The following is a 23618-nucleotide window of genomic DNA, read 5'->3' on the forward strand; positions in this document are numbered from 1 at the left end:
CGTGGCCCGCGACGGACTGCGTTGCACCGGACGGTATCCCGTTCGGCCGCGGTGCGCTCCCGTTCGTCCGCTCGTCCACGAGATGGTGTTCGGTCACGGCACCCGAGGCTACCGGCTACGTGTCGGTTGGCTGCCGTTGCCGTTCCCTGTACCACTGGGTTGGGGTGACCCGGTTGTCGTCGACATCGAGCCATCGGAGTTCGCCGTCGGCTGCCCGGGCAGTGGCGTCGACTCCGGCTGCTGTTGTTGCTGCGGCTGGCGCTGCTGCGTTTGCGGTTGCACGCCCGGAACCTGGATCGGCCCGAACGGGGTGTCGATCGTATTCGGGACGATCTGGATCGGCAGCGGGATCGGCGCGTCCGTGGTCGAGGGCGGGGTGAACGGCGCCGACCACGCGGGCACACCGGCCTGCCCCTTGATGGGCGCGGGCTTCGGGAAGGTTTCGTTGGGGGTGCCCTGCAGGGCACCGTCCATGGTGGCCTTCCAGATATCGGATGGCAGACCGGAACCGTAGACCATGCCGCCGCTGTAGTTGCGCAGCGCCGAGTTATCGATGGAGCCGACCCACACCGCGGTGGACAGCGATGGGGTGTAGCCGACCATCCAGGCGTCCTTGTTCTCGCCGGTGTCGCCGAGCTGAGCGGTACCGGTCTTGGTCGCCGACTCGCGGCCGTTGGCCAGGTTGTGGTTGCGCGACCAGGCGGCGATCGGCTTCATCGCGTCGGTCACGTTGTCCGCGACCGCGGCCGCGACCCGGCGCTCGCCCGCCACCTCACCGCGGTCCATCAGCACCGCGCCGTCGGCGTTGACCACCTTCGAGACGAAATGCGGTGCGTGGTAGACGCCGGAGGCGGCCAAGGTGGCGTAGGCGGAGGCCATATCGAGCGCCCTGGCCTGGTACTGGCCGAGCACGATGCCGTTGTTCGGCGCCCCGCCGTCCGGTTCGACGAGGCTCTTGCCGACGCCCGGGATGGTCTCCGGAATGCCGAGCTTGTGCGCCATATCGGCGATCTTCTGCGGACCGTTCTGCATATCCAGCTCCATGCGGTAGAAGCTGGTGTTCAACGAGCGCTTCAGCGCCTCGGCGATGGTGCAGGTGCCGCACTGTTCGCCTTCGACGTTGGTGATCTTGATGCCATTCGCGGTGACCGGCGAGCTGTCGTACATCTGTGACAGCGGGATGCCCAGTTCGAGGTTCTCGGCCAGACCGAACACCTTGAACGACGAACCCGGCTGCAGGCCGGCGTTGGCGAAGTCGTAGCCCTGGCCGTCGTCACCGCCGTAGTAGGCGCGCACCGCGCCGGTCTTCGGATCCACCGACACCACGGCGGTGCGTAGCTGGTCCGGCTCGCCCTGCATCTTCTTCTGGGCGGCCTCGACAGCGGACTGCTGTGCCTTGGCATCGATGGTCGTGGTGATCTGCAGGCCCTCGGTATTGAGCTGCTGCTCACTGATGCCCGCGGCCGCCAACTCCTTGAGCACCTGGGTCTTGATCAGTCCCTCCGGACCAGCATCCAGGCCCTTGTCCTTGGTGGAGGCGACCGGTACCACCTGCGGGAACTGCTGGGCTTGGCGCTCCTCGGCCTTCAGATTGCCACCGGCGACCATGCCGTCGAGCACGTAATTCCAGCGGGTCTTCGCGCCGTCCGGATTCTTCTCCGGATCCAGGCCGGAGGGCTGCTGGATGGTGGCGGCCAGCACCGCGCCCTCGGCCACGCTCAGTTCCTGGACCGGCTTGCCGAAGTAGGCCTTGGCGGCGGCGTCGATGCCGTACGCGCCGCGACCGAAGTAGATGGTGTTCAGGTACGCGGCGAGGATCTCGTCCTTGCTCCACTGGCGCGCCATCTTCGCCGAGATGACCAGCTCGTGCAGCTTGCGGGTCAACGAGTGTTCGTCACCGACCAGCGCGTTCTTCACGTACTGCTGGGTGATGGTCGAGCCACCGCCCGCGCTCTCCTTGTTGAGGGCTTGATCCCTGGCGGCGCGCATGAAGCCGGAGACCGAGAAGCCCGGGTTGGTGTAGAAGTCCCGGTCCTCGGCCGCGATCACGGCATTGCGCACATGCGGCGGAATCTGATCGATGCTGACGTCGGTGCGGTTGCCGTCGGGCGGCACCACCTTGCTGATCACCGAGCTGCCATCGCTGGCGAGGATCGTCGCGACCTGGTTGGTCTTGAGGTCACCTGGCTTGGGCACCGACACCGTGGTGTAGGCGATGAGGAAAACCGTGCTGGGCAGGATGATCGACAGGGCTAGCAGGACGTAGATCACCCGGCGCACGATCCGCCACGGCGACTTCTTCTTCGCGCCGGGACGACGGCCGCCTGGACCGTTCGGGCCGTCACCGCCGCCATTGCGTCGCGGTGGCGGGCCCGAGGGGGGCGCACCGGCGGTCGCGCGGCGCTCACCGGTGGTACCCGCGCCGTTGGTGCGGCGGGCGCCGGGACGATCGGCGCCGGGACGATCCTGGCCCGGGCGCGCGGTGGCCGGGCGGGGACCGGTGGGCGGCGCGGTGCGGCGGTTGCGCTCGGCGACGGCCTCGCTCAGCGAAGCGGGCCGGTCCTGCGGGCGCTGGATCTTCTGCGTGGCCCCGGCGCCGGGAGGCGCGCTGTTGGGTGCCGGTCGGCTCGGCGGCGGACCGCCTTGCGCGGGACTGCCTTGGGGCGGGCGGCCCTGCGGGGGCGGACCCGGTCGTCGCGGCGGCTGCGGTCCGCGCGGCTCGCCGGGGTAGCCACGCTGGTGTTGACCCACCCCGCCGGCTCCGCCGGCTGCCGTCCCCTCCGGCGGACGGGCGCCACCGGCGCCTGGCCGGGGGCCGGGTGGGGGACCGGCGGGTCGCCGTTCGGGATACGGGTTCGGAGGGGGTGAACTTCGCTGAGTGCGGCCGCCGTGCGGTTCATCGCCGTAGGGGGAAGTCTCGTAGGGCGAATTCACTGACAAGATCTCCATAACTCGTATCGGTCTGCGGGGTTCGGTGCGGCACTGCTTGCCGCGGCGGACGCGTGGGGGCTCCGCGTGTCACCCGACGGGCAGATGACCTGGCGCATCATTCGGCTGCGGTACGCCGGTTGCCTCGGGTACCCGTGCGACGCCGTGTCGGCGTCGGCGCGGTACCGAGTACATAGGACTGCACCAGATGATTCCAGCTGCAGCTCCGGCATACCTCGACGACATAGACCGAGAACTCCTCGCGAGTCTCGGCGAGGCGTATCAGTTCCTCTGGTGTGCGAGCCGAACCTGCCATCTGTCCGAGGCCGTCGCCGTAGACCCAGGATACGAGCGTCAATTGCTCTTTCCGGCAGATAGGGCATGTGACCTCGCTCCCCCGGCCGTGGAACTTCGCCGCACGCAATAGGTAGGGATTCGCATCACACACCTCGGCGACATCGACGCGGCCCGCATAGACGTCAGCCAGCAGCGATTTACGCCGAAGGGCGTAATCGACCACCTGCCGCTGAATTCGCACGAGAACCAGAGTAGCGGGGCGCGCTCGGTGACGCCGAGGTCCGCTCTTCTTTCGTCGAACCCGGCAGTCCACAGCGGGCGTTTCGTTGCCTCGGTGGATGGGTATCTACCCAGGTTCGGGAGCTCCGTCGGATACCTGCCCTGACCGGGGCATATCGCGGCTAGGATTCGTCTGTGTCAACCGCAGCATCAGGCCGTATGCGCGCGCGTGACCTCGACCGCGCGAACGCGTCCAGCCTGTTGGATGCGGCTTATGCGGAGGGGCAGCTCGGCGCTGACGAGTATCGAGACCGAACGGCGCAGGCCGACGCCGCGAAAACGGTCGGTGACCTCGAACGCCTCACCGCCGATCTGCAGGTCCCTTCCGCCGTGCGCGATCTCGTGCCGGGCGCGCCGGCCCCGACGCGAAACCTATTGCGCCGCTCCGGATCCGCCGGGGGTTATCCCGGTCACACCCGGGCCCGCGACGCCGACCGCGACACCACTCGACAGGTGCTCGACAGCGCGCGCAGCGACGGTCAGCTCACCGAGGAGGAGCACGAAACGCTCACCGAGTTGGCCGAATCCGCGACGACACTCGGCGATCTCGCCGATCTGGTCGACGATCTGCAGCGACCGACGGATGCGCCGGCACCGCCGCGACCGCCGCACTCGAATCGTCGGCGCTGGTATCTGAGCAGTGTCATGGCCGCGTCCGTCTGTGCGATGGTCGCCACCTTCGTACTGACCAGTGGCATCATGACATCCGATCCGGCACCCGCCGCGCCGGTCGCCGCGCCCGACCTCGGTTCGGTCCGGCCGGTGGTGGTCGCGACGCCGAATCTGTTCACCGGCGAAGGCATTTCGCACTTCATGCGGAAGTACCGCGAAAAGTTCGGTGACTTGCAAGCCGACGAGCTGTATTTGCACGGCGACTACGCCAGCGTCAAGCGCGCGGTCCCCGGCCAACCGAACCGACTGGTCTCCTATGACTATCGCGGCGGATTCGAGCAGAGCGGTGACATCACCAGCCGCAAGGCCGGTACGCCTGCCGTCGATCTGGCGCAGTTGAATGTCGCCGCGCTGTCCGATGTGCTCGCGAGCGCGCCCGCGACATTGAAGGTGCCGAATGGATCCGTCACGCTCATCAATGTGGAGGTCGACGAGTCCGGCAGCTACAGCTCCTACGGCATCGCCAAGGGCGCGGCGTTCGTCCGGATCTTCGCGAGCAATCAGTTCAGGGAGTCCGGAAATTTCCTACTCACGCCGACGGGGCAGGTCCTTCGCGCATGGCCGTTCGGAGAGTGACCCGCTGATGGCAACCACGCGCTACAGCGGAATCCGGGCCCGCGACACCGATCGTGCCGATGTCTGCGGTCTGCTCGACGCGGCGCTGGCCGACGGTCAGCTCACCGAGGGCGAACACGCCGATCGCACCGCGAAGGCGATGCGCGCCAAGGCGTTCGGCGAGCTCGACCAACTGATCGGCGACCTACAGGTTCCGCAGAACCTGGTGGACGCACCGGTGATCCGAGTCGACCGCCGACGACCGCGACGCTGGATCGCGCCGGTGGCATTCATCGCGGGCTCGGCGATCATCGGGGCCGCGGCCGGTGGCATCGCGGGCTGTGCCGGAGGCACGATCGGGCTGTCCGAACACCTACCCGTGTTGACCACGGGCACCGGCCTCGCCTACTTCATCGACGAATATCGCGCCGAGTTCGGCGATACGCAGGTCGACGACGTCACCGTGTACCCCAGCTATGTAATCTTCGAACGCCGGGCCGCAGGAGATCCGACCGCTACCGCGAGATATCGCTACAACGGCAGTTTCCACGACTACTCCGCCAGCAGCGGCCGCAGATCCGATGTCCGCTCCTTCGATCTCGCGAGCATCGATCAGCGTGCCATCGCCGGATTGCTCGCCGGTGCGCCGCAGTCGGTCCGCCTGCCCGACACCGCCATCACCCACGTCTCCCTCGAATTCCCTCCCGGCGGCAGCGCCGATCGCCCGCCGGTAGTGGTGATCCACGTAACAAACAAGGCAAATTCCACCGGAGTCCTGACCACCACCTTTACCGGCGAGCCCCTAACCGTCTCCCCACCCACCCGCTGACGCCCCGCATCGATCACTGTGTGCCGGTCCGCCCGGGGTGGTTTGCGGTGTGCCATGGGCGATGTCATGGAAGGCGGCGCGCAGCAGTGCGGTGATTCGTTCCGGTGCGGCGTCGTGCAGCGCGTCGAGCTGGAGCAGAAGACGCCCGATAACCGGCACCCGATGGCGATTGCCTCGGCCGTGCTCGCATCCGTTCTGGACTCTCGCAGACGTTCGTGTTCGGAGCGCGCTGTGCCGTGCGGTGAGTCGTTGTGCGAGGTGTGACAAAGGTGTGCGAGGCAGGGTGTCGGTAGCTGCTGCCGAATTCATGCGCCGTCGCGAGATACTGGCCCGGCGTTGTCCGGGTCGGTGTACTCGGTGAGCCAACCGTCTTCGCCGACCGCCCATAGTGAACCGTCGGCACGTTCACACACCGCGCTGCTGTCCACCGCAGCCAGTTCGAGTTTGAACCGGGTGTCTGCATGGAAGGCGGCCAGGAGCGCCTCGACCGCTGGATCGATTCCGTATCGCTGAGGCTCACTCATCGGTGTTATGCCCCAACTGGTTCGGGTGGTCTGTCGCGCACATGAGGGCGGTCCAGTAGTCGTCGCGGAGTGCGTTCCAGAGGTCTTCGTGGGAGGGAAGGAGGTGGCGGGCGTCGACCAGGTCGGGGTCGGTGTCGAAGAGGATGGTTCCGGGTTGGGCGTCCGGCAGTGGAGTGCGTGAGGGCAGGCGATGGGCGGGGAAGGATTCGTGGGGGAACTGCACGCGCAGGATGCGGGTGGAGCTGTGTACCAGCTGCCACACCGCTACCTTGCGGCCATCGTGGGTTCGGGTGGTCCGCAATGCGTCTCGGCGCATCACGCCTCCGCACCGTTGATGCGCCCGATGCCGGGGGAATCGTCACCCCGGCACCGGGACGTTTCTGTGGGCTGGTCTGCCCATTCGGTGATGGCATCGGCGAATCTCTCGATCACCTCGGCCGGGGCACCTCGGTAGATGGCTGGCGGCCCGACGAACGGATCTCGCTGTGGAAGCTCACTTCTCGGCATCTGCCGACCTCCCGAACCTCGACGATTGTTGGGTGCGCCCGGTCCCGGCACTCCTGGATGTTCTTGGGACGGAAGCGGACTGCCTGAGGGGCAAGCTGGTTGTTTCCCTACCGGCGCATAAGGCAAGAAGACACCCGCGAACTTCGGCCCGGAAGCGTAAATTGGGAATCCGAATAATTGGCCCAAATCTGCAGCAGGGCGACCGGACCGGCAGTGAAGACTTCCCGATTCGGGCGTGCGGATGAGTCCGAAAGGGGACGTCTTTGCCAGAAGGGGATAGCTCGATCACGCGCCGTCAACTGGGGCGATACTTGCGGGAAGCGCGAGAAGCGATGGGCATGACGCTCGAGGATGCTGCCAGGCTCATGGAATGGGGCAAGTCGAGCCTGCAGCGAATTGAGAAGGGGCAGAACCAGAAGATCCGAATCCGTGATCTCGACGGGCTGATCGAGATCTACGCGATTCCTGACGACAAGGCAGCCGGGCTACGGGGGCTTGCCCAACAGGCCGCAGAAAAGTCCTGGTGGCATGAGTTCGGCGACGTCATTCCAGCCAACTTCAGCGTGTACATGGGTTTGGAATCCGCCGCACAGAGACTTGCGAGCTACCAACCCGATCTGGTTCCAGGATTGCTTCAGACACCGGACTACATCCGAACGTTGCTTCAGACCGGTCATCCCGAATTCACCCAGGCAGAGGTCGAGGGGAACATTCAGCTCAGAGTCCGTAGGCAGCACCAGATCACACGAGCCACCAAGCCAACTGCGTTGAACGTCGTTCTGGGCGAAACTGTGTTGCACCGCGTAATAGGCGGACCTAGGGTCATGGCGGTGCAGCTCAAGCACTTGGCCGACGCAAGCACCCTCCCGAACATCGGCATACGAATCCTGCCGTTCTCCGCTGGGATGCCTAGCGGTGACCAGATCGGACCGTTCGTCATCCTGGAATTCGGGGCGGATAGCCGAGGCGAGCCGATCGAGCCGACGATCGTCTATGCGGAGAACTTCACCGGAGATATGTATAGCGAGAAGGTCGGTATCGTTCAGCGGTACGCGCAAGCGTACGGACGCATCCAGCAAGCAGCGCTGGATGAGAGCGGCAGCAGAAATCTGTTGCGGGGCATGGCAAGGGAGTACCAGCGTGAACGTTGATCTATCCAGAGCCGAGTGGTTCAAGAGCAGCCGTAGCGGTGCCACTAAGGAATGCGTGGAGGTCGCGTTCCTCGACGGAGGCATGGTCGGAGTTCGTGACTCCAAGAATCCGGCCGGTCCCGCGCTGGTTTTCACTCCTGGCGAGTGGGACGCCTTCGCCGCCGGTGTAGCCGATGGGGAGTTCGACCGGTCGTAGACCGTCACCCAGGAAGCTCCGCCCCTCGTTGATGACTCGAGGTGGCGGGGCTTTTTTGTTATGTCGGACGGTCGCGGGGTAGGCGATCCAGGACCAGTGCTGACGGATCTAGCGCTTCTACCTGCGTAAACAGTGCTATGTATCGCCGACGACTATGCACGTTTATATCGGTCCGATATAGTGGGAAGTCGCATCCATCGGTTAGGTCTGCACAGAAGTCAGGGGGTGACGCCCGATGCTCGAGCTGGCAATTCTCGGGCTGCTCCTCGAAGCGTCCATGCACGGGTACGAGCTGCGTAAGCGGCTGACCGGGTTGCTCGGGCCGTTTCGGGCCTTCTCCTACGGGTCGCTCTATCCCACGCTGCGTCGCATGCAGACGGATGGGCTGATCGCCGAGGAGAACGTCGCGGGGGTCACTCGCCGTGCGCGACGGGTCTATCAACTGACTCCGGCTGGGCGGGAGCGGTTCACCGAACTGCTCGCCGACACCGGACCGCAGAACTACACCGACGACGGCTTCGGCGTCCACCTGGCGTTTTTCAGCCGCACCCCCGCGGAGGCGCGGATGCGGATTCTGGAGGGCAGGCGACGGCAGGTCGAGGAGCGCCGAGAGGGTCTGCGGGAGGCGATCAAGAAGGCCAGTGGCTCACTGGATCGCTACACCCGCCAGCTCCACCAGCTCGGTCTGGAATCAAGCGAGCGCGAAGTGCGCTGGCTCAACGAGTTGATTGCGGCGGAGCAATCGACGAAGGCGGCACCACAGAAAGAGGGAAATATCGGCCATGAGTGAAGACAAGAAGGCTGAAAACGCCAACGAAGTTCGCGTCGCCATCATCGGCGTGGGTAACTGCGCTTCCTCGCTGGTCCAGGGCGTGCAGTACTACAAGGACGCGGACGAGACCGCGGTCGTGCCCGGCCTCATGCACGTCAAGTTCGGTAAGTACCACGTGCGCGACGTGAAGTTCGTCGCCGCGTTCGACGTCGATGCCAAGAAGGTCGGCTTCGACCTGGCCGAGGCGATCTTCGCCAGCGAGAACAACACCATCAAGATCTCCGACGTACCGCCCAGCGATGTCGTCGTGCAGCGCGGTCCGACGCTGGACGGTATCGGCAAGTACTACGCCGAGACCATCGAGCTGTCCGAGGCCGCACCCGTCGACGTGGTGAAGGTGCTCAAGGACAACAACGTCGACGTCTTGGTCTCCTACCTGCCCGTCGGCTCCGAAGAAGCCGACAAGTTCTACGCCCAGTGCGCCCTCGACGCGAATGTCGCCTTCGTCAACGCACTGCCGGTGTTCATCGCCTCCGACCCGGTCTGGGCCGAAAAGTTCACCAAGGCAGGCGTTCCCATCGTCGGTGACGACATCAAGAGCCAGGTCGGCGCGACCATCACCCACCGCGTGATGGCCAAGCTGTTCGAGGACCGCGGCGTGCAACTGGACCGCACCATGCAACTCAATGTCGGCGGCAACATGGACTTCAAGAACATGCTCGAACGCGAGCGCCTCGAGTCCAAGAAAATCTCCAAAACCCAGGCCGTCACCAGCAACCTGAAGAAGGAACTCGGCGCCAACGACGTGCACATCGGCCCCTCCGACCACGTCGGCTGGCTCGACGACCGCAAATGGGCCTACGTCCGGCTCGAGGGCCGCGCCTTCGGCGATGTACCACTGAACCTGGAATACAAGCTCGAGGTATGGGACTCACCGAACTCGGCGGGCATCATCATCGACGCGGTACGCGCGGCGAAGATCGCCAAGGACCGCGGCATCGGCGGACCGGTCATCCCGGCCTCGGCGTACCTGATGAAATCCCCGCCCAAGCAGCTGGCCGACGATATCGCCCGCCAGCAGCTCGAAGCATTCATCATCGGCGCGGAGTAACCACTCCACGTTGCTGGGGAAAGCCGGGCCGGAGATCTCTTCGGCCCGGCTTTGCGGTATTCAGGCCGCGCAACTGATTACGCGCTCAGTCGAGCGAGACGTACACCTCGACCGACGTCGGTCCGGTGTAGCGCTCGATCTCCGCGGTGTGCGAGCGGGTGATGGTGCCCGCGCTCTCGGCCCTGCGGACCTGCGCCCATGCGGTGCGCAGCAGATCGTAAGGCTTATCGGAGACAACGAATTTCGCGTAGCGTCCGGTCGGCACGCGGGTCAGCACGTCGCCGGCGTCCATATCGTCCATCTCGGTCACCTCGTAGCCGAGTACGGCGACGGCGTGATCGTGCTGCCCGATATAGGCCGCGACGCGCGGCACGTTCTTATCTCGCGCCAGATACCGGTCCCAGGTGAAATTCACCAGGTCCAGGTCGCGGGCGGTTACCTCGCGTCCGGCCAGCGGGATGGTGAGTCCGGCGACCAGGCTTTCGTCCAAGGTGACAATTTCGAAGTCCACAGCTGTTCCTAACCGTCGACCGGTTCGTCTGCCAGCGCCACGAATACCTCGGCGGTGCGCGCGTCCGGATAATGTTCCACGTCACCGGTGTAGGAGCGCACGAATCGCCCGGCGGCCTCCGCGTCCCACACCGCGCGCCAGATGGTCACGATGGTGTCGCCGAGGTTGTCGCCGCTGAGCGTGAAGCGCGCGAACCGGCCCGCGGGCACCCGCGCCAGCACGTCACCGGGCAGTAGATCGGCGAGGGTGTGGCAGCGGTAGCCGACGATGTGGGTGAGGTAGGAGTTGATCTCCGGCGCGTGATCCACATACGCGGTCGTCGGCGGTCCGGGCAGCGCGCGAGCCAGGTTGCGTTTCCACGCCTCTTCGACCTTCGCGCGCCGCGGACCCTCGACCGCGAGAGCCGGGCTGCGAAGCACTGTGCCCGCCACGAGCGTCTCGGGACGGTCAACGACATTGAAATCCACCGGCGTGCCCCTATGTCTAGTCTGTCTCCAATTAGCGGCGCTCCCGGGCCGCCGCATATCGTCGCTCGAGCGCTTATCCTTCCTCATCGATCGCGCGGCGTCGGCGTCGGCCTGGTTTCGGTTACCGGCTCGTTGTACTCGGTGTGTGCGCCGATGCGACGCCGGAGGCGTTCGCTGTTCACTGTGGCAAACGATGCTGCCACGTCATCCGTTCCCATGGCCCCGGTAGGCGCACATTCACGGCGAACCTTGCGTCGGCCGAAATACTCAGCCGGGTATCGGAATGCTCAATCCGGGGAAGATCTCGACTTCCTTGGGCGGCTGCGGTGCGGGCGGGATCACGATGACCGGCGCGGGCGTGGAGCCGGACGGCGGGTTCAGGATGTCGTAGCTGTCGCTGGAAGGTTTGCCCGCATCCGGCTGACTGCCCAGCGGTGCGGCCGCCGGGAACTCCTCGATCGGGGTGCCGTCGAGTGCGCCATCCATCATCTGCTTCCAGATATCGGAGGGCAGGCCGGAGCCGTAGATGTCGGCGCCGCGCGCGGTCTGGATCGGCTCGGACTGTTCGGTGCCGACCCATACCGCGGTGGACAGCGACGGGGTGAAGCCGATCATCCACGCGTCCTTGTTCTGCTCGGTCTCGCCGAGTTGGGTGGTACCGGTCTTGGCGGCCGAGGGCCGACCGCCGGCCAGACTGTGCCCGTTGGAATACGCGGCGATCGGGATCATCGCCTCCGTGGTGTTGTCGGCGATGCCGCGCGGGATGCGCTGCTGTCCGGGCGGGAGCTGCTTACCGACCTGCTGGTCGCCTCGATCGAGCAGCACCCGGCCGTCGCCTGCCACCACCCGCTGCACGAAGTAAGGCTGCTGGTAGACACCGGAATTGGCGATCGTCGCATAGGCCGAGGCCATATCGATGGGGCGAACCAGATACTGCCCCAGCACGATGCCATTGAGCGGGCGTCCGCCGTCCTCGGTGAGCGTCTTACCGGCCACGCCGGGGATCTCGGCCGGGATACCGGCCTGGTGCGCGGCGTCGGCAATCGCCTTGGGCCCGTCGGACATCGACATCGTCAGCCGGTAGAAGCTGGTGTTCAACGAGCGCTTCAGTGCTTCGGCCATGGAGCACTTGCCGCAGGATTCGCCGTCCACGTTGGTGATGTTGGTGCCGTGGTCGGTCACCGGTGAACTGTCGAGTATTCGGGTGAGCGGAATGTTCTGCTGCAGTGCCGCGATCACCGCGAACGGTTTGAACGCGGACCCGGTCTGCAGCGGGGCCTGGGCGAAATCGAAGCCGATACCGTCGGAGCCGCCGTAGTAGGCGCGCACCGCGCCGGTGCGCGGGTCGATCGAGACCACCGCGCCGCGCAATTCGGGCGGCTGCGGGTCGAGTCGATCGTGGATCGCGCCGAGCGCGGCCCGCTGGGCGTTGGCGTCGATGGTGGTGGTGATCTGCAGTGCCCCGGTACTCAGTTCGTGTTCGCTGATGCCGGAGGCGCGCAGCTCCCGCAACACCTGGGTGCGGATCAGCCCTTCGGGGCCGCGCGCCTCGTTGACGTCCGAGATCTCGTTGATCGGGAGGATCTGCGGAAACACCGTCGCATCGCGGATACCCGGTGCCAGCACACCCATTTCGACCATGCCGTCGAGCACATATCGCCAGCGCGCCTTGAGATCGGCAAGATGGTTTTCCGGATCCAGGATCGAGGGAGTGCGGATCACCGAGGCCAGTACGACGCCCTCGGCCAGCGTCAACTCCGGCGCGGGCTTATTGAAATAGGCCTTGGACGCGGCGGCGATGCCATAGGAGCCGCGGCCGTAATAGATGGTGTTGAGGTAGGCGGCGAGGATATCGTCCTTACTCCACTGCCGAGCCATCTTGGCGGCGATGATCAGCTCGCGCATCTTCCTGGTCAGGGTGCGTTCGGAGCCGAGAAAGGCATTCTTCACATACTGCTGGGTGATGGTGGAGCCGCCGCCCGCGTCGTCCTTGCCCTGGATGTTGTCGCGTACGGCGCGCAGGAAGCCGCTGGTCGAATAGCCGGGATTGCTGTAGAAGTTGCGGTCCTCGGCCGAGAGCACCGCGTCACGCACCGGCCGCGGTACATCCGACAGCGGCACCGGAACCCGATTGCCATCGGGCGGAACGACCTTCGCGATCACCGTGGTCCCGTCGGCGGCGAGGATGGTGGCGATCTGATTGCTCTGCACCGAGGACGGATCCGGGATCTCGGCGCTCCAGTAGACGAGCACGAACAGCAGGGACGGCACCGCGACAAAGGTGATGAACAGGGCGAGCAGCAGCCGCCGGAAGCGTTCGCCGCGGGTGCGCGGGGGTCGATCGGTGCGGGTGGGCACCGGTCGGGGCGGGGTGCTCGTGCGGGGCGCTTTCGCGGGCCGGCTCTTGTCCTTGCGCCGTGATCTGGTGTGCTCGTTGAACCCGGCGACAGAGGCATAGGGAGCCGCCGGTTTGCCTCGCGCGCCGTGCCGACTGCCGCGGGGTTCTCGCCGCTTGCCGAACAAGCTCACGATCATCTCCTCCCGGAGCGTCGGTAAAACTCACCTGCACGGACACGATCGGAAACCGGGACTTGGCGGGTACATACCTTTCCACGCCGAATTAACCCGCGATCCTATCAGTCTAAGGCTCCGCGACCAGGCCAGTTCAGGCTCGACATCCGATGTGACCGATTACCACCCACATAGCCACCATGGAGCGAGTCTTACGAGCGAGGAGTTCGCGGCCCGTCTCGCGTCCGAGTCGTCGAAGCGCATGCGCCGCAGGCGCGAGTCTCGACGGCTCGGACGCGAGACATCAGGGGGCCGCGAACACGCAGCGCCGCAGGCGCTGCAAATCAGACACAGCTAGCTCTTCACACCACCGGCGGTGAGGCCCGAGATGATGCGGCGCTGGAACAGCAGGACCATGATGACCAGTGGGATCGTCACCATCGTGCCCGCGGCCATGATCGCGGCATAGGGCTGTACGAGTGGGTTGTTGCCGGAGAAGCGCGCGATCGCCACCGTCACCGGTTCGGTCTTATCGCCGGAGAGCAGCCGGGCCAGCAGGTACTCGTTGACCGAGGCGATGAATGCCAGGATCGCGGTGGTGAAGACCGCGGGCGCGGCCAGCGGCAGCATCACCAGCCGGAAGGCCTGTGTCTTGGTCGCACCATCGATGCGCGCGGCTTCTTCGAGCTCCCAAGGCAATTCGGCGAAGAACGAGGCCAGGATGTAGACGGTCATGGGCAGCACGAACGAGATGTTCGGGATGATCATCGCCTGGTATTCACCGATCCAGCCGAGGTTGGTGAACAGCTGGAACAGCGGGGTGACCAGCACGACCACCGGGAACATCGAGGCGCTCAGGATGAGTCCGGAGACCAGATACTTGCCCTTGAACGTCAGCCGCGCCAGCGCGTAGGCGGCGAGCACACCGAGGACCAGGGCGACCGCTGTGGTCACCGCGCCGATGATGACACTGTTGAGCAGTGCCTTGCCGAAGTCATTGCCGCGGCTGGTGTCGAAGGCGTTGCGGAAGTTCTCGAAGGTGATGTGGGTGGGCCACGGGGTGTTGTCGAAGGTGTAGTCCGGATCGCGGAAGGCGGTGACGGCCATCCAGTAGAACGGACCGAGGCCCCACACGAGCACGATCAGCGCGCCGAGATACAGCCGCACCGACCCCAGTCGCTTGCTCCCCGGCGTCGGTCCCACATTCTTTGTGGCCGTGGGCTTTTCGGTGGTCACGGTGGTCATCAGTGCGCCTCCCGCTGTTCTTCCTGGGTCCGAACCGCGTTGGCGCCCAGGACCTTCACCAGCAGGAACGCCACCGCGAAGATCAGCAGGAAGGTGATCGTGGACAACGCGGCCGCGCTGTTGGGGCCTTGCCGGACCTGCTCGACCACCAGTGCCGAGACCGGGCGGGTGGCCGGGTTGCCCAGCGTCATGATGGCGGGCAGGTCGTACAGGCGCAGGCCGTCCATGGTGCGGAACAGCACCGCGACCAGCAGTGCCGGCTTGAGCAGTGGCAGCGTGATCTGGGTGAAGCGCTGCCAGGCCGAGGCGCCGTCGACCTTGGCGGCCTCGTACACGTCGGCCGGAATCACCTGCAGACCGGCCAGCAGCAGCAACGCCATGAACGGTGTCGTCTTCCAGACATCGGCGGCGATCACCGCGAACCGCGCGGGCCAGGCATCGGAGGTCCACAGAATGTGCGTACCGAAGATCCGGTTCACCACACCGTCGTACTGGAACATGAACTCCCACAACCGAGCCGTGACCGCGGTCGGGATCGCCCACGGCACCAGCACCGCGGCGCGCAGCAGGGCGCGGCCCCTGAAGGTCTTGCCCATCACGATGGCCATGCCGAGGCCGAGGGTGGCCTCCAGCGTCACCGTGATCACCGTGAAGAACAGCGTCACACCGATGGCCAGCCAGAACTGCGAGCCGAGGTTGCCGGTCGGGCAGGAAACGGTCTCGCCGCCCGCCTGACACTGTTGCAGTAGCCAGTGCGTGTAGTTGGAGAAGCCTGCGCTGCCGCCCTCGACGAACATGCCGGTCGCCGGATCGAGTCCGGCGTCCTTCTGGAACGACATGTACAGCGCGCGGAAGACCGGATAGCCGACGACCACCGCCAACGTGAGCAATACGGGCGTGACGAACAACCACGCCTTACCCGAACGCCTCAGCTCCAACGCCAATGTCCCACCGAATCCGCGCTTGTCGCTCGGCACGAGGGTGGCCGTTCCCGAAGGATCCGACACCGTTTCTCTCTCCTACGGGTAGGTCGGGTCCGTGTCCGCTAGCGACTGCTTGCAGGCCGCTCGAAACAACACTGTGTATCGCCTACGATCCGGCCGTCTCGATGCCCTTTTGCATCCCGGTGATCGCGTCGTCGACGGACTTGGTTCCGTTCAACGCAGCATAAGCGTTGTCCTGGATGGCCTTCGACACCGCCGGGTAGAACGGGGTCACCGGACGCGGCACCGCGTTGGCGATCGAATCCTTCAGCGCGGGCAGGTACGGCATCTTCGCGATCAGCGCCGGATCGTCGTACAGCGACGCGCGCACCGAGGGCAGCGCACCGGCGGCGACGATGTGCTGGGCGTCTTCGCTGATCAGGTAGCGCAGGAAGTCCAGTGCGGTGGCCTTGTTCTTGGAGAACGCGCTGATGGCCGCGTTGTAACCGCCGAGGGTCGAAGCGCCGACGCCGTTCTCACCGGGCAGCGGCGCGACACCGAACTTGTCCTTGACCGCGGAGGATGCCGAACCGGCGTCACCGAAGGTGGACGGCCAGTTGCGCATGAAAAGCAACTTGCCGGTGTTGAAGGCATTGGCGCTTTCCGGCTCCTTGAAGGTGATGGCTTCCTTCGGGATATCGCCGTTCTTGTACGCGTCGACGAGCACCTTCAGTCCGGCGCGGGCCTGCGGGGTGTTGACCGTCGGCGTCTTGCCGTCCGCACCGACGAAGGTGCCGCCATAGGCGTTGATGGCTTCGGCGGCGTTCACCGTCAGACCCTCGTACGGTGCGAGCTGGCCCGCGTAGCAGCCGATGTTGTTCTGCTTGGCGATCGGGCACTGCGCCAACATCTCGCCCCACGTCTTGGGCGGGGTGGGCACCAGGTCCTTGCGGTAGAACAGCAGGCCGCCGTTGGTGTTTCGCGGTGCGGCGTACAGAGTGTTGTTGTAGGTGGCGCTGGCGACCGTCGGGGACAGCAGTGCCGAGGTGTCGAGGGTGAAGGTGTCCTTCAGCGGCTGGATCCAGCCCTTCGCGGCGAATTCCGCGGTCCACGGCACGTCCAGGGCGACGACGTCGTAGCCGGACTGCTTGGAGCGCATGTGCTCGACCAGGTCGTCGTACTGCTGCGAGGCGTCGTTCGACTGCTCCTTGAACGTCACCTGCTCATCCGGATGCGAGGCGTTCCAGCGCTCGATCAGTTGCTTGACCGCGCCCGTCTCGGTGGTGTCCTTGCCCTCCACATAGGTGATCGGACCGCGACCGGTGAGGTTCTGGCCGGACGGGTTGCCGCCGCTGTCGCTGGAGCATGAGCTGGTGAACGTCGCCGTCAGCAGCGCCACGGAGGCAGCCGCCAGCGCCGCTCGGGGTACGAGCGACGAACGTAGGGACGACACCTTCTTCAAAGCCATCGCGAACACTCCATGGGGTCGAGACGTGAGCAGCAGCACACCGTGCAGGTGCACAACGCAAGATACATGGTGTCGATAAGGCACGCAGCTGTATCTCCCTCGTAGCGGTTGCTGGGCAGTATGTTCATCGGCGTGACGGATCCGGTGTCATAGCAGCTCGTTAGGCTGTCGGTGATGACTTCGCTGAATACGGTTCCCGACCGGATGCTCACCCGAATCGGAGGGTTGCTGCGCCAAGCCGAATCGACCGATAACGAGCACGAGGCCGAGGCGTTTCTCGCCGCGGCGCAGCGGTTGGCGACCAGGTCCTCGGTCGATCTCGCGGTCGCCCGCGCGCATATCGCCGGGCGCGAGCGCAGGCCGACCCCGGTGCAGCGGATGATCCCGATCGGCGAACCGGGTAAGCGGGGTTTGCGTACCTACGTGCAGTTGTTCGTGGCGATCGCGGCCGCCAACGATGTGCGCTGTGATGTTGCGCGCACCTCCACCCAGGTCTATGCCTACGGCTTCGATTCCGATATCGACACCTGCGAAGCCCTCTATACGAGTCTGCTGGTCCAGATGGTGCGGGCGTCGGATCAATACATCAAATCGGGCCAATACCGTTCGGCCACTGTGGAAAAGGTCGTCACGGAGAAACGGTGGGGCCGACAGGTGCAGCGCCGGATCCAGGCTCCGGTCGCGCCGGTCACCGCCCGGCTGAACTTCCAGATGGCCTTCGCCGCCCGCATCGGCCGCCGCCTGGCCGAGGTCAAGGCGGAAGTCGAGGCCGAGGTGGTGCCCGAGGTATCGGCCGCGAGCACCGCGCTCGCCCTGCGCAACAAGGAAATCGAGCTCACCGACTTCTACACCCGAACCTCCGAAGCCCGCGGCACCTGGCGCGGGCCACAGGCCTCAGCCGGACATTCCGCGGCGGCCCGACGCGCGGGTGATCGCGCCGGACGGGCAGCACGACTCGGCACGTCCCCTGAACTCGGCGCGGCGCGTGGGCAATTGCCTGGCGGGTCGAAGTGAGTGCTGCTGGTGGGAAATTGCCCGGACCGGGCGGCGGCTCGTGATGACTGCCTCGGGCTCGGTGGACTTGCCGGGTGTCTGCTGGTCGCTATGCGCGGCTTGGCCTGCGCGGGACGTCTCCGGGTGGACTGCCGCTGCGGTCGAGTCGCAACGCATAGGCTTGGTGCGGTGAGTGCGCGAGATACCCAGCGCACCAGGGTGTATGACGCCGAGCAGTTGGTGCGTGGGGTGTTCGATCGAGCCGATGAGCACGGCAACCGTACGGTCGAGCTCTACGGCTCGCACATCACGTTGCCGATCGAGCGGCGTTTCGCTTCGGTCGAGTCGGTGCAGACCTACGCCGATAAGGTGCTGGGGCTGAATTGGGTTCGGGCGCAATGGGATCGTGCCGCGACACCGGTCCGGGTCCGATCGCGCGCCGGCACGAGCGCCGCGCATTACGAGGCCGCGGACGCCGTGCTCGCGGTCCCGCTGCACACCGGGGCCACCGCATGGGCGCTGCGCGAACTGGTGATCCTGCACGAACTGGCCCACCACCTCGAGCCCGCCGCGGCGTCGGTGGCACCGCACGGCCCCGAATTCTGCGGTCGCTACCTCGAACTCGTCGACGGCATCATCGGCCCCGAGGCGTGCCTGGTCCTGCGCACATCCATGCTCGGCTGCGGCGTCCGCCTCACCTGACTTCCGCCTCGTGTGCGCCGTCGACAGCCGCACGCCGTTTTATCGTCGAGTCGCCGGCCCGGGTCGGAGTTGAGCTCCGTCAGCGGCAGCCGCACTTCACCCTTCGATCAGGTATGCGATATCGGTGAGCGCTGCCGCTGTATGGCCGACGCCGCAAGTCGGTGCGTTCAGGCCGGGGTTGGTGACTGCTGGCTGTTTTGTCAGTGATTGTTGGTGTTCCTCCGCGATCATGGGGTCGGAAACACCGCGGGGTGGCTGGATTCACCGGCCGCGCGTTCGGTCGCGAATCGGCTTCTGGCGTGTCGGGTGGGAATGCTGTTGTGTCGCCAGCAGAGCGGATACGGTCGAACATGTGAGCGAAACCGTCACGGGTGCGGGCAGAGCCACCCGCCATCGACCGGGGAGTGAAAACCCCTGCCACGCAGGACCTCAGGGCCGTGTAACTCATATGCAGGGTGTGCGTTTCGAGCTGGCCCCTACCCCGGAGCAGGCGGTTGTGATGGGCCGCTATTGTGGCCTGTCGCGGGCGGTGGAGAACTTCTGCCTCGAGATCGTGGGCAAGAAATGGGCGCAACGCAAGGCCGAGGAGTCCTACGGTCTGTCCGGTGATGAGTTGACCGCAGTGCCGTGGACGGCACCGGCTTTGGAGCGGGAGTGGCGTGCCGCGCACCCGAGCCGCTATCCGTGGTTCACGCAAGACAAGATGTCTTCGCGGGTGCCGAAGGAGGCGTGCCGGGTGCGGGCGGCTGGGTTCGCCAACTACTTGAAATCGAAGACGGGAAAACGTCGGGGTGCACGGATCGGGTTCCCGACGTGGCGTAAACGCAAGCATGGCTCCCGATTCCGTTACGACGCCGACCGCGCCGCACCCCGCGGTGAACACACTGTGAAACTACCCGGTGTAGGCGACGTCGCCGCCCGTGAAGACATGTCGTGGCTGACCGAGCGTCTGGCCGATGGTCGTGCCCGGATTCTGGGGTCCACGATCCGGGAGCAGGGCGGACGGTGGTGGATCTCCTTCCAACTCGAGGTCGACCGCACCGACATCAACACCCGCCGCATGGTGCCCGCCGATGCCCCCCGATGCGGAATCGACCTGGGCCTGAAGACCTTCGCGGTCCTGACCAATGAGGACGGCAGCACCGAGGAGATTCACGCCCCCAAGCCGTTGCGCGCCGCGCAACGCGCCCTGGCGCGTGCCAACCAAAAACTTGCGCGGACCGGGCGGGAGTCAAAGAACCGGATTAAGGCGCGGGTGCGGGTGGCGCGGCTGCATCTGCGGGTCGCGGGTCGGCGACACGATTTTCTGCACAAGACCACCACGCGGTTGGCGAGAACCAAGTCGGCTATCGCGGTGGAAACGTTGAATGTCGCGGGGATGGTGCGGAATCGGCGCCTGTCTCGGGCGATCTCGGATGCGGGGTTCGCTGAGTTCGTGCGCCTGCTCGAGTACAAAGCCGACTGGTACGGGGCCACGGTGTGGAAGGCGGACCGCTGGTTCGCCTCCTCGAAGACCTGCGGGCCATGTGGGTGGGTCCACACGGAACTGACGTTGGCGGACCGGAGTTGGGCGTGCCCGGGGTGTGGTGTGGTCCATGACCGCGACCGCAACGCGGCCGGTAACCTACTCGCGGCGATGCTCGCCGACGTCGCTGGTTGACAAGAGAGGTCGTCCTCGCCGGGAAGTTCCCCGGAGAGGTGAAACGCCTTGCCGAGACCATGTAAGTCCATGCTCTCCGGAGCGGGCGGCGGTCGGTGACGCAGGAAGAAGATCAGCGAGATAATCACTGAAATTCACGCAACGGTCAGTTCGCGTACTCGGGCCAAGCGGTTCTCCCACCATTGGGTGCGGGCCGGGTCGGGGTGGCGGTAGCGCTCCAGCAGGGCCGGGTCGGGTGTTGGCGGGGTTTTCGGGACCGGGAGGAAGCCGTCGACTGGGCGTAGTGATTCGTTGACGAGGTCGCCTTCGAGGAGCGATAGAGTGCCCAGGCCACAGGCGAAGTCGAGGTCCGGCAGGGCGGCGGCGAGTGCGAGTTGGGCGGCGAGGCCGATGCTGGTCTCGAGGGCGGAGGACACCACGCATGGCAGACCGGCGGCCTCGGCGACCTGGAGTGCGCGGCGCACCCCGCCCAATGGCGTGCACTTGAGGACCGCGATATCGGCGGCACCGGCCACCGCGACGCGCAGCGGATCCTCGGCGCGGCGGATGGATTCGTCGGCGGCGATCCGCACATCGACCCGTCGGCGCACCGCCGCCAGCTCATCGATGGTGCGGCACGGTTGCTCGACGTATTCCAAACCGCCTGCGGCACGGTCGATCTGCTTGATGTGCGCGACCGCGGTATCGACATCCCAGACCGCATTGGCATCCACGCGAACCGATCCGTCCGGGCCGAGCGCATCCCGCACCGCCTCGACCCGCGCCAGATCCTCGCCCAGCGAATCGGCATGATCGGCGACCTTGACCTTCGCCGTGTGGCACCCGGACCCGGCCACGATCGCATGCGCCCGCACCGGATCGACCGCGGGCACCGTGCAATTGATCGGAATCCGCTCGCGCACCGGCTCCGGCCACCCCGCCGTCACCTGTTCCACCGCGGTCGCCAGCCACCCCGCCGCCTCCCGATCGTCGTATTCGGGAAACGGACAGAACTCACCCCACCCGAGCGGACCCTCGATCAACATCCCCTCGCGCACCGTGATGCCGCGGAACCGGGTCCGCATCGGAATCGCGTAGACAAAGGTTTCGGTGCTCACCCGGTCAGCCTACGTATCGCAGTGCCTCCGAGGTTTGGACACGTGAACACCATGTGCTGGTGCAGGCAGACGTCGACTCGGTGTCGAGAAGGATGCAACAGCATCTTCGTTGATCGGGAGTTGTCGTATGTCGCTGTCGCTGTCGCTGTTGGTGTTGGTGTTGGTGTTGCGGGAGTTCTGATGGTTGACGGCGTCGGATGCCGGTCGGACGGTGGGCGTGCTCGGACGGTGGGCGTGCTCGACGGCGGGCGTGCGTTGGTGGGAACAGCACGATTCTGGGCGGGTCAGCGGAAGTCGTTGGCGTGGTCGGCCGCCCACTGTGTGTAGGTGCGTGGGGCACGGCCGGTCACCGACTCAGCGGTGGGGCCGATATGGGCGGGGGTGGTGCCCAGTGTTGCCCACATGTCGAGTACCGGCTTGAACATGAACTCCGCTGCCTGCTCGTAGGTCAGCTCGACCAGTTCGATCGGTGCGCCGATGGCGGCCGCGATGGCGTCGACCATCGCCCGCTGCGACAGCGATTCCGGTCCGGTCAACGGGTAGATCTTCCCGGCATGTCCGGGCTCGGTGAGCGCGGTGACCGCGGCCGCCGCCATATCCGCCTCGTGGATCGGGTTCAGTTGCAGATCTGGAAACGGCAGGCGCACAACGCGTTCGGATTTGATCGACGATATCCAGCCGCGCGCGTTGGCCGCGAACGCGCCCGGCCGCAGAATGGTCAGCGCGAGACCGGAGTCCTGCAGGGGCCGCTCCACCGCGAGATGCTTTGCGCCGATGGGATTGTCGCCGCTCTCGGCCGCGATCGACGACAGCAGCACCACCTGCTCGACGCCGACGGAGGCTGCCGCGCTGATGAAGTTCTCGATGCCTTCGGGCTCCGCGTAGAGGAAAACCCGCTCGATGCCGTCGAGCGCCGCGGCTACCGACTTCGGATCGGTTTGGTCGTACGCGACCACATCGACGCCGTCGGGCACGGTGGACTTCGCGGGGTCGGAACTGGCCGCCCGCACCGATTTTCCGGCGGCCAGCAGCTGATCGATGACAGCGCGGCCGACAATGCCGCGTGCGCCGGTGACGAGGTATGCCCTCCCGTCGCCCGGCCACCGCCCCTCATCGAATCGCTGCGCGATGCTGTGTGTCATGGTTGGTCTCCTTGAAAATCGGGTGTACTGAGATGAGCGAGGATCCGGCGCAATTGCTCGCCGTATCGCTGTTCGAATTCCGGTGTCCGCGCGTCCATTCCGAACAGATCACGCACCTGGACGGGCAGCAGCAGCGGGGCCATCACCATGCCCATCACGGCGAGCTGGAGCGACGCGGCATCGAGATCGGCGGCGATCTCGCCACGCTCCTGCCGTCTTCGGGTTTCGGCCAGATCCGACTCGGCGAGTGGGTTCGTCGTGTCCGGCGGCGCGTCGTCGGAGAGTCCGCGCCACATGACCAGGCGGGTGCCGCGTGGATCGGCGAGTGCGTGCCGCAGGTAGCGGGTCACGATCTCGCTGAGCGGCAGGGCCGGGTCGGCGAATTCGGCCTCGGTATCGAGCCACTGCTGTTGCAGTGCCTGGTAGAGACCGGCCTTGCCGCCGAAGTAATAGGTGATGAGCTGCTTGTTCACTCCAGCGCGGCTGGCGATGTCGCCGACGCGCGCACCCGCGTATCCGCGAGCCGAGAATTCATCGAAGGCCGCGTCGAGCAGACAGCGCTTGGTGCGTTCGGCATCGCGGACACGGGTTTCGGGCTCGGGGGTCCGGTGGCTGGGCACAGCGTCAGCCTAACCACTAATTTTACAACTGGCTAATTGAATTAGAGGTCTGGATGATTCTGGCACCCGTTGCTCGGATCGCCGAGTCTGGTCATGCTGGGCGAATGGGGTCGCGCCGATGGGAGCAACGGCTGTCCAGCATCGTCGCGGCGGTGCTCGGTTCGGTGATCGCGCTCGGATTCGGTTGGCTGGTGGCCATTTTCGTGCCGCTGTACGAATTACTCGGCCGCGACGCCGATCCCGGCGGCGGCGTCCGCTATCTGCCTGTCGCGTATGGAATTGCCTGGGTGGGCATTGCGTTCTCGCTGGTCGCGGTGGGTGTCATGGTGGTGGAGAAGGTGCGCGCCCGCCGTCGGATCGCTTGGACCCCGTTGATGGCGGTGCCATTGATCGCCGAGTCGTGGTTGCTCGGCTTTCTGGTGGCGGTGGTGCTGGTTTCGATATGAATGCGGCGGCAC

At 65.8% G+C, this 23618-nt stretch carries 24 protein-coding genes; 10 read left to right on the top strand and 14 right to left on the bottom strand.

Annotated features, from left to right (window positions below; translation table 11 throughout):
* Positions 1 to 108: 108 nt before the first annotated feature.
* Both OG874_RS36830 and OG874_RS36835 read right to left on the bottom strand, forming a co-directional pair.
* Positions 109 to 2283, bottom strand: a complete 2175-nt coding sequence (locus tag OG874_RS36830; protein ID WP_442943466.1) for a transglycosylase domain-containing protein — start codon at positions 2281 to 2283, stop codon at positions 109 to 111.
* Between the two features lie 763 nt (positions 2284 to 3046).
* The gene (locus OG874_RS36835; protein WP_330251653.1) at positions 3047 to 3466 is read right to left on the bottom strand and encodes a DUF5318 domain-containing protein; all 420 of its coding nucleotides are present in this window, start codon (positions 3464 to 3466) and stop codon (positions 3047 to 3049) included.
* A 197-nt stretch (positions 3467 to 3663) separates the two neighbouring features.
* Here OG874_RS36835 and OG874_RS36840 point away from each other — a divergent pair, with 197 nt between their 5' ends.
* Both OG874_RS36840 and OG874_RS36845 read left to right on the top strand, forming a co-directional pair.
* The gene (locus OG874_RS36840; protein WP_330251654.1) at positions 3664 to 4752 is read left to right on the top strand and encodes a DUF1707 SHOCT-like domain-containing protein; all 1089 of its coding nucleotides are present in this window, start codon (positions 3664 to 3666) and stop codon (positions 4750 to 4752) included.
* A 7-nt stretch (positions 4753 to 4759) separates the two neighbouring features.
* Positions 4760 to 5560: a DUF1707 SHOCT-like domain-containing protein gene (locus OG874_RS36845; protein ID WP_330251655.1), complete on the top strand. Its 801-nt coding sequence runs from the start codon at positions 4760 to 4762 to the stop codon at positions 5558 to 5560.
* A gap of 305 nt (positions 5561 to 5865) precedes the next feature.
* Here the strand turns inward: OG874_RS36845 and OG874_RS36850 are convergent, their stop codons facing one another.
* Genes OG874_RS36850 through OG874_RS36860 form a run of 3 tightly spaced genes read right to left on the bottom strand, consistent with a single transcriptional unit; the run spans position 5866 to position 6591 of the window.
* The gene (locus OG874_RS36850) at positions 5866 to 6084 is read right to left on the bottom strand and encodes a hypothetical protein (RefSeq protein WP_330251656.1); all 219 of its coding nucleotides are present in this window, start codon (positions 6082 to 6084) and stop codon (positions 5866 to 5868) included.
* Positions 6077 to 6400 carry a hypothetical protein gene (locus OG874_RS36855; protein WP_330251657.1) on the bottom strand — a complete coding sequence of 108 codons (324 nt, stop codon included), beginning with the start codon at positions 6398 to 6400 and terminating at the stop codon, positions 6077 to 6079. The genes OG874_RS36850 and OG874_RS36855 overlap by 8 nt, the downstream gene beginning before the upstream one ends.
* Positions 6400 to 6591: a hypothetical protein gene (locus OG874_RS36860; RefSeq protein ID WP_330251658.1), complete on the bottom strand. Its 192-nt coding sequence runs from the start codon at positions 6589 to 6591 to the stop codon at positions 6400 to 6402. Before OG874_RS36860 ends, OG874_RS36855 begins: the two co-directional genes overlap by 1 nt.
* Before the next feature lie 263 nt (positions 6592 to 6854).
* On the opposite strand from OG874_RS36860, the gene OG874_RS36865 reads away from it, so the two are divergent.
* The 4 genes from OG874_RS36865 to OG874_RS36880 all read left to right on the top strand — a co-directional run bounded on the left by OG874_RS36865 (position 6855) and on the right by OG874_RS36880 (position 9821).
* Positions 6855 to 7742: a helix-turn-helix domain-containing protein gene (locus OG874_RS36865; RefSeq protein ID WP_330251659.1), complete on the top strand. Its 888-nt coding sequence runs from the start codon at positions 6855 to 6857 to the stop codon at positions 7740 to 7742.
* Positions 7732 to 7938, top strand: coding sequence for a DUF397 domain-containing protein (locus OG874_RS36870; protein WP_330251660.1), 207 nt, complete (start codon positions 7732 to 7734; stop codon positions 7936 to 7938). The genes OG874_RS36865 and OG874_RS36870 overlap by 11 nt, the downstream gene beginning before the upstream one ends.
* Positions 7939 to 8173: 235 nt before the next feature.
* Positions 8174 to 8728, top strand: a complete 555-nt coding sequence (locus OG874_RS36875; RefSeq protein ID WP_330251661.1) for a PadR family transcriptional regulator — start codon at positions 8174 to 8176, stop codon at positions 8726 to 8728.
* The gene (locus OG874_RS36880) at positions 8721 to 9821 is read left to right on the top strand and encodes an inositol-3-phosphate synthase (RefSeq protein ID WP_330251662.1); all 1101 of its coding nucleotides are present in this window, start codon (positions 8721 to 8723) and stop codon (positions 9819 to 9821) included. Before OG874_RS36875 ends, OG874_RS36880 begins: the two co-directional genes overlap by 8 nt.
* A gap of 85 nt (positions 9822 to 9906) precedes the next feature.
* Here OG874_RS36880 and OG874_RS36885 read toward each other — a convergent pair whose 3' ends face one another.
* From OG874_RS36885 to OG874_RS36910, 6 genes are all read right to left on the bottom strand, one after another.
* A complete protein-coding gene (locus OG874_RS36885; RefSeq protein ID WP_330251663.1) occupies positions 9907 to 10332 on the bottom strand; it encodes a GyrI-like domain-containing protein in 426 nt (141 codons plus the stop codon).
* Positions 10333 to 10340: 8 nt separating this feature from the next.
* Positions 10341 to 10799, bottom strand: coding sequence for a GyrI-like domain-containing protein (locus OG874_RS36890; protein WP_330251664.1), 459 nt, complete (start codon positions 10797 to 10799; stop codon positions 10341 to 10343).
* A 267-nt stretch (positions 10800 to 11066) separates the two neighbouring features.
* On the bottom strand, positions 11067 to 13334 hold the full coding sequence (locus OG874_RS36895) for a transglycosylase domain-containing protein (protein WP_330251665.1): 2268 nt from the start codon (positions 13332 to 13334) through the stop codon (positions 11067 to 11069).
* A gap of 330 nt (positions 13335 to 13664) precedes the next feature.
* Positions 13665 to 14555, bottom strand: coding sequence for a carbohydrate ABC transporter permease (locus tag OG874_RS36900; RefSeq protein WP_330251666.1), 891 nt, complete (start codon positions 14553 to 14555; stop codon positions 13665 to 13667).
* A complete protein-coding gene (locus tag OG874_RS36905) occupies positions 14555 to 15562 on the bottom strand; it encodes a carbohydrate ABC transporter permease (protein ID WP_442943186.1) in 1008 nt (335 codons plus the stop codon). Before OG874_RS36905 ends, OG874_RS36900 begins: the two co-directional genes overlap by 1 nt.
* An 82-nt stretch (positions 15563 to 15644) precedes the next feature.
* Entirely contained in the window at positions 15645 to 16946 is a 1302-nt protein-coding gene (locus OG874_RS36910; protein ID WP_330251667.1) for an ABC transporter substrate-binding protein, read from the bottom strand.
* Between the two features lie 174 nt (positions 16947 to 17120).
* Here OG874_RS36910 and OG874_RS36915 point away from each other — a divergent pair, with 174 nt between their 5' ends.
* From OG874_RS36915 to OG874_RS36925, 3 genes are all read left to right on the top strand, one after another.
* Positions 17121 to 17960 (top strand): DUF2786 domain-containing protein, encoded by an 840-nt coding sequence (locus tag OG874_RS36915; RefSeq protein WP_330251668.1) that lies wholly within the window; start codon positions 17121 to 17123, stop codon positions 17958 to 17960.
* A 168-nt stretch (positions 17961 to 18128) separates the two neighbouring features.
* Positions 18129 to 18641 carry a TIGR04338 family metallohydrolase gene (locus OG874_RS36920; RefSeq protein WP_330251669.1) on the top strand — a complete coding sequence of 171 codons (513 nt, stop codon included), beginning with the start codon at positions 18129 to 18131 and terminating at the stop codon, positions 18639 to 18641.
* Positions 18642 to 19098: 457 nt separating this feature from the next.
* Positions 19099 to 20301 carry an RNA-guided endonuclease InsQ/TnpB family protein gene (locus OG874_RS36925; protein WP_330251670.1) on the top strand — a complete coding sequence of 401 codons (1203 nt, stop codon included), beginning with the start codon at positions 19099 to 19101 and terminating at the stop codon, positions 20299 to 20301.
* Positions 20302 to 20435: 134 nt separating this feature from the next.
* Here OG874_RS36925 and OG874_RS36930 read toward each other — a convergent pair whose 3' ends face one another.
* The 3 genes from OG874_RS36930 to OG874_RS36940 all read right to left on the bottom strand — a co-directional run bounded on the left by OG874_RS36930 (position 20436) and on the right by OG874_RS36940 (position 23160).
* Positions 20436 to 21398, bottom strand: coding sequence for an o-succinylbenzoate synthase (locus tag OG874_RS36930; protein ID WP_330251671.1), 963 nt, complete (start codon positions 21396 to 21398; stop codon positions 20436 to 20438).
* A 284-nt stretch (positions 21399 to 21682) separates the two neighbouring features.
* The gene (locus tag OG874_RS36935; protein WP_330251672.1) at positions 21683 to 22540 is read right to left on the bottom strand and encodes an SDR family oxidoreductase; all 858 of its coding nucleotides are present in this window, start codon (positions 22538 to 22540) and stop codon (positions 21683 to 21685) included.
* Positions 22537 to 23160, bottom strand: coding sequence for a TetR/AcrR family transcriptional regulator (locus OG874_RS36940; RefSeq protein ID WP_330251673.1), 624 nt, complete (start codon positions 23158 to 23160; stop codon positions 22537 to 22539). Before OG874_RS36940 ends, OG874_RS36935 begins: the two co-directional genes overlap by 4 nt.
* 104 nt (positions 23161 to 23264) lie before the next feature.
* Here OG874_RS36940 and OG874_RS36945 point away from each other — a divergent pair, with 104 nt between their 5' ends.
* Positions 23265 to 23606, top strand: coding sequence for a hypothetical protein (locus tag OG874_RS36945; protein ID WP_330251674.1), 342 nt, complete (start codon positions 23265 to 23267; stop codon positions 23604 to 23606).
* Positions 23607 to 23618: the final 12 nt, after the last annotated feature.

It is taken from the genome of Nocardia sp. NBC_00565, from assembly GCF_036345915.1.
GTDB lineage: Bacteria > Actinomycetota > Actinomycetes > Mycobacteriales > Mycobacteriaceae > Nocardia.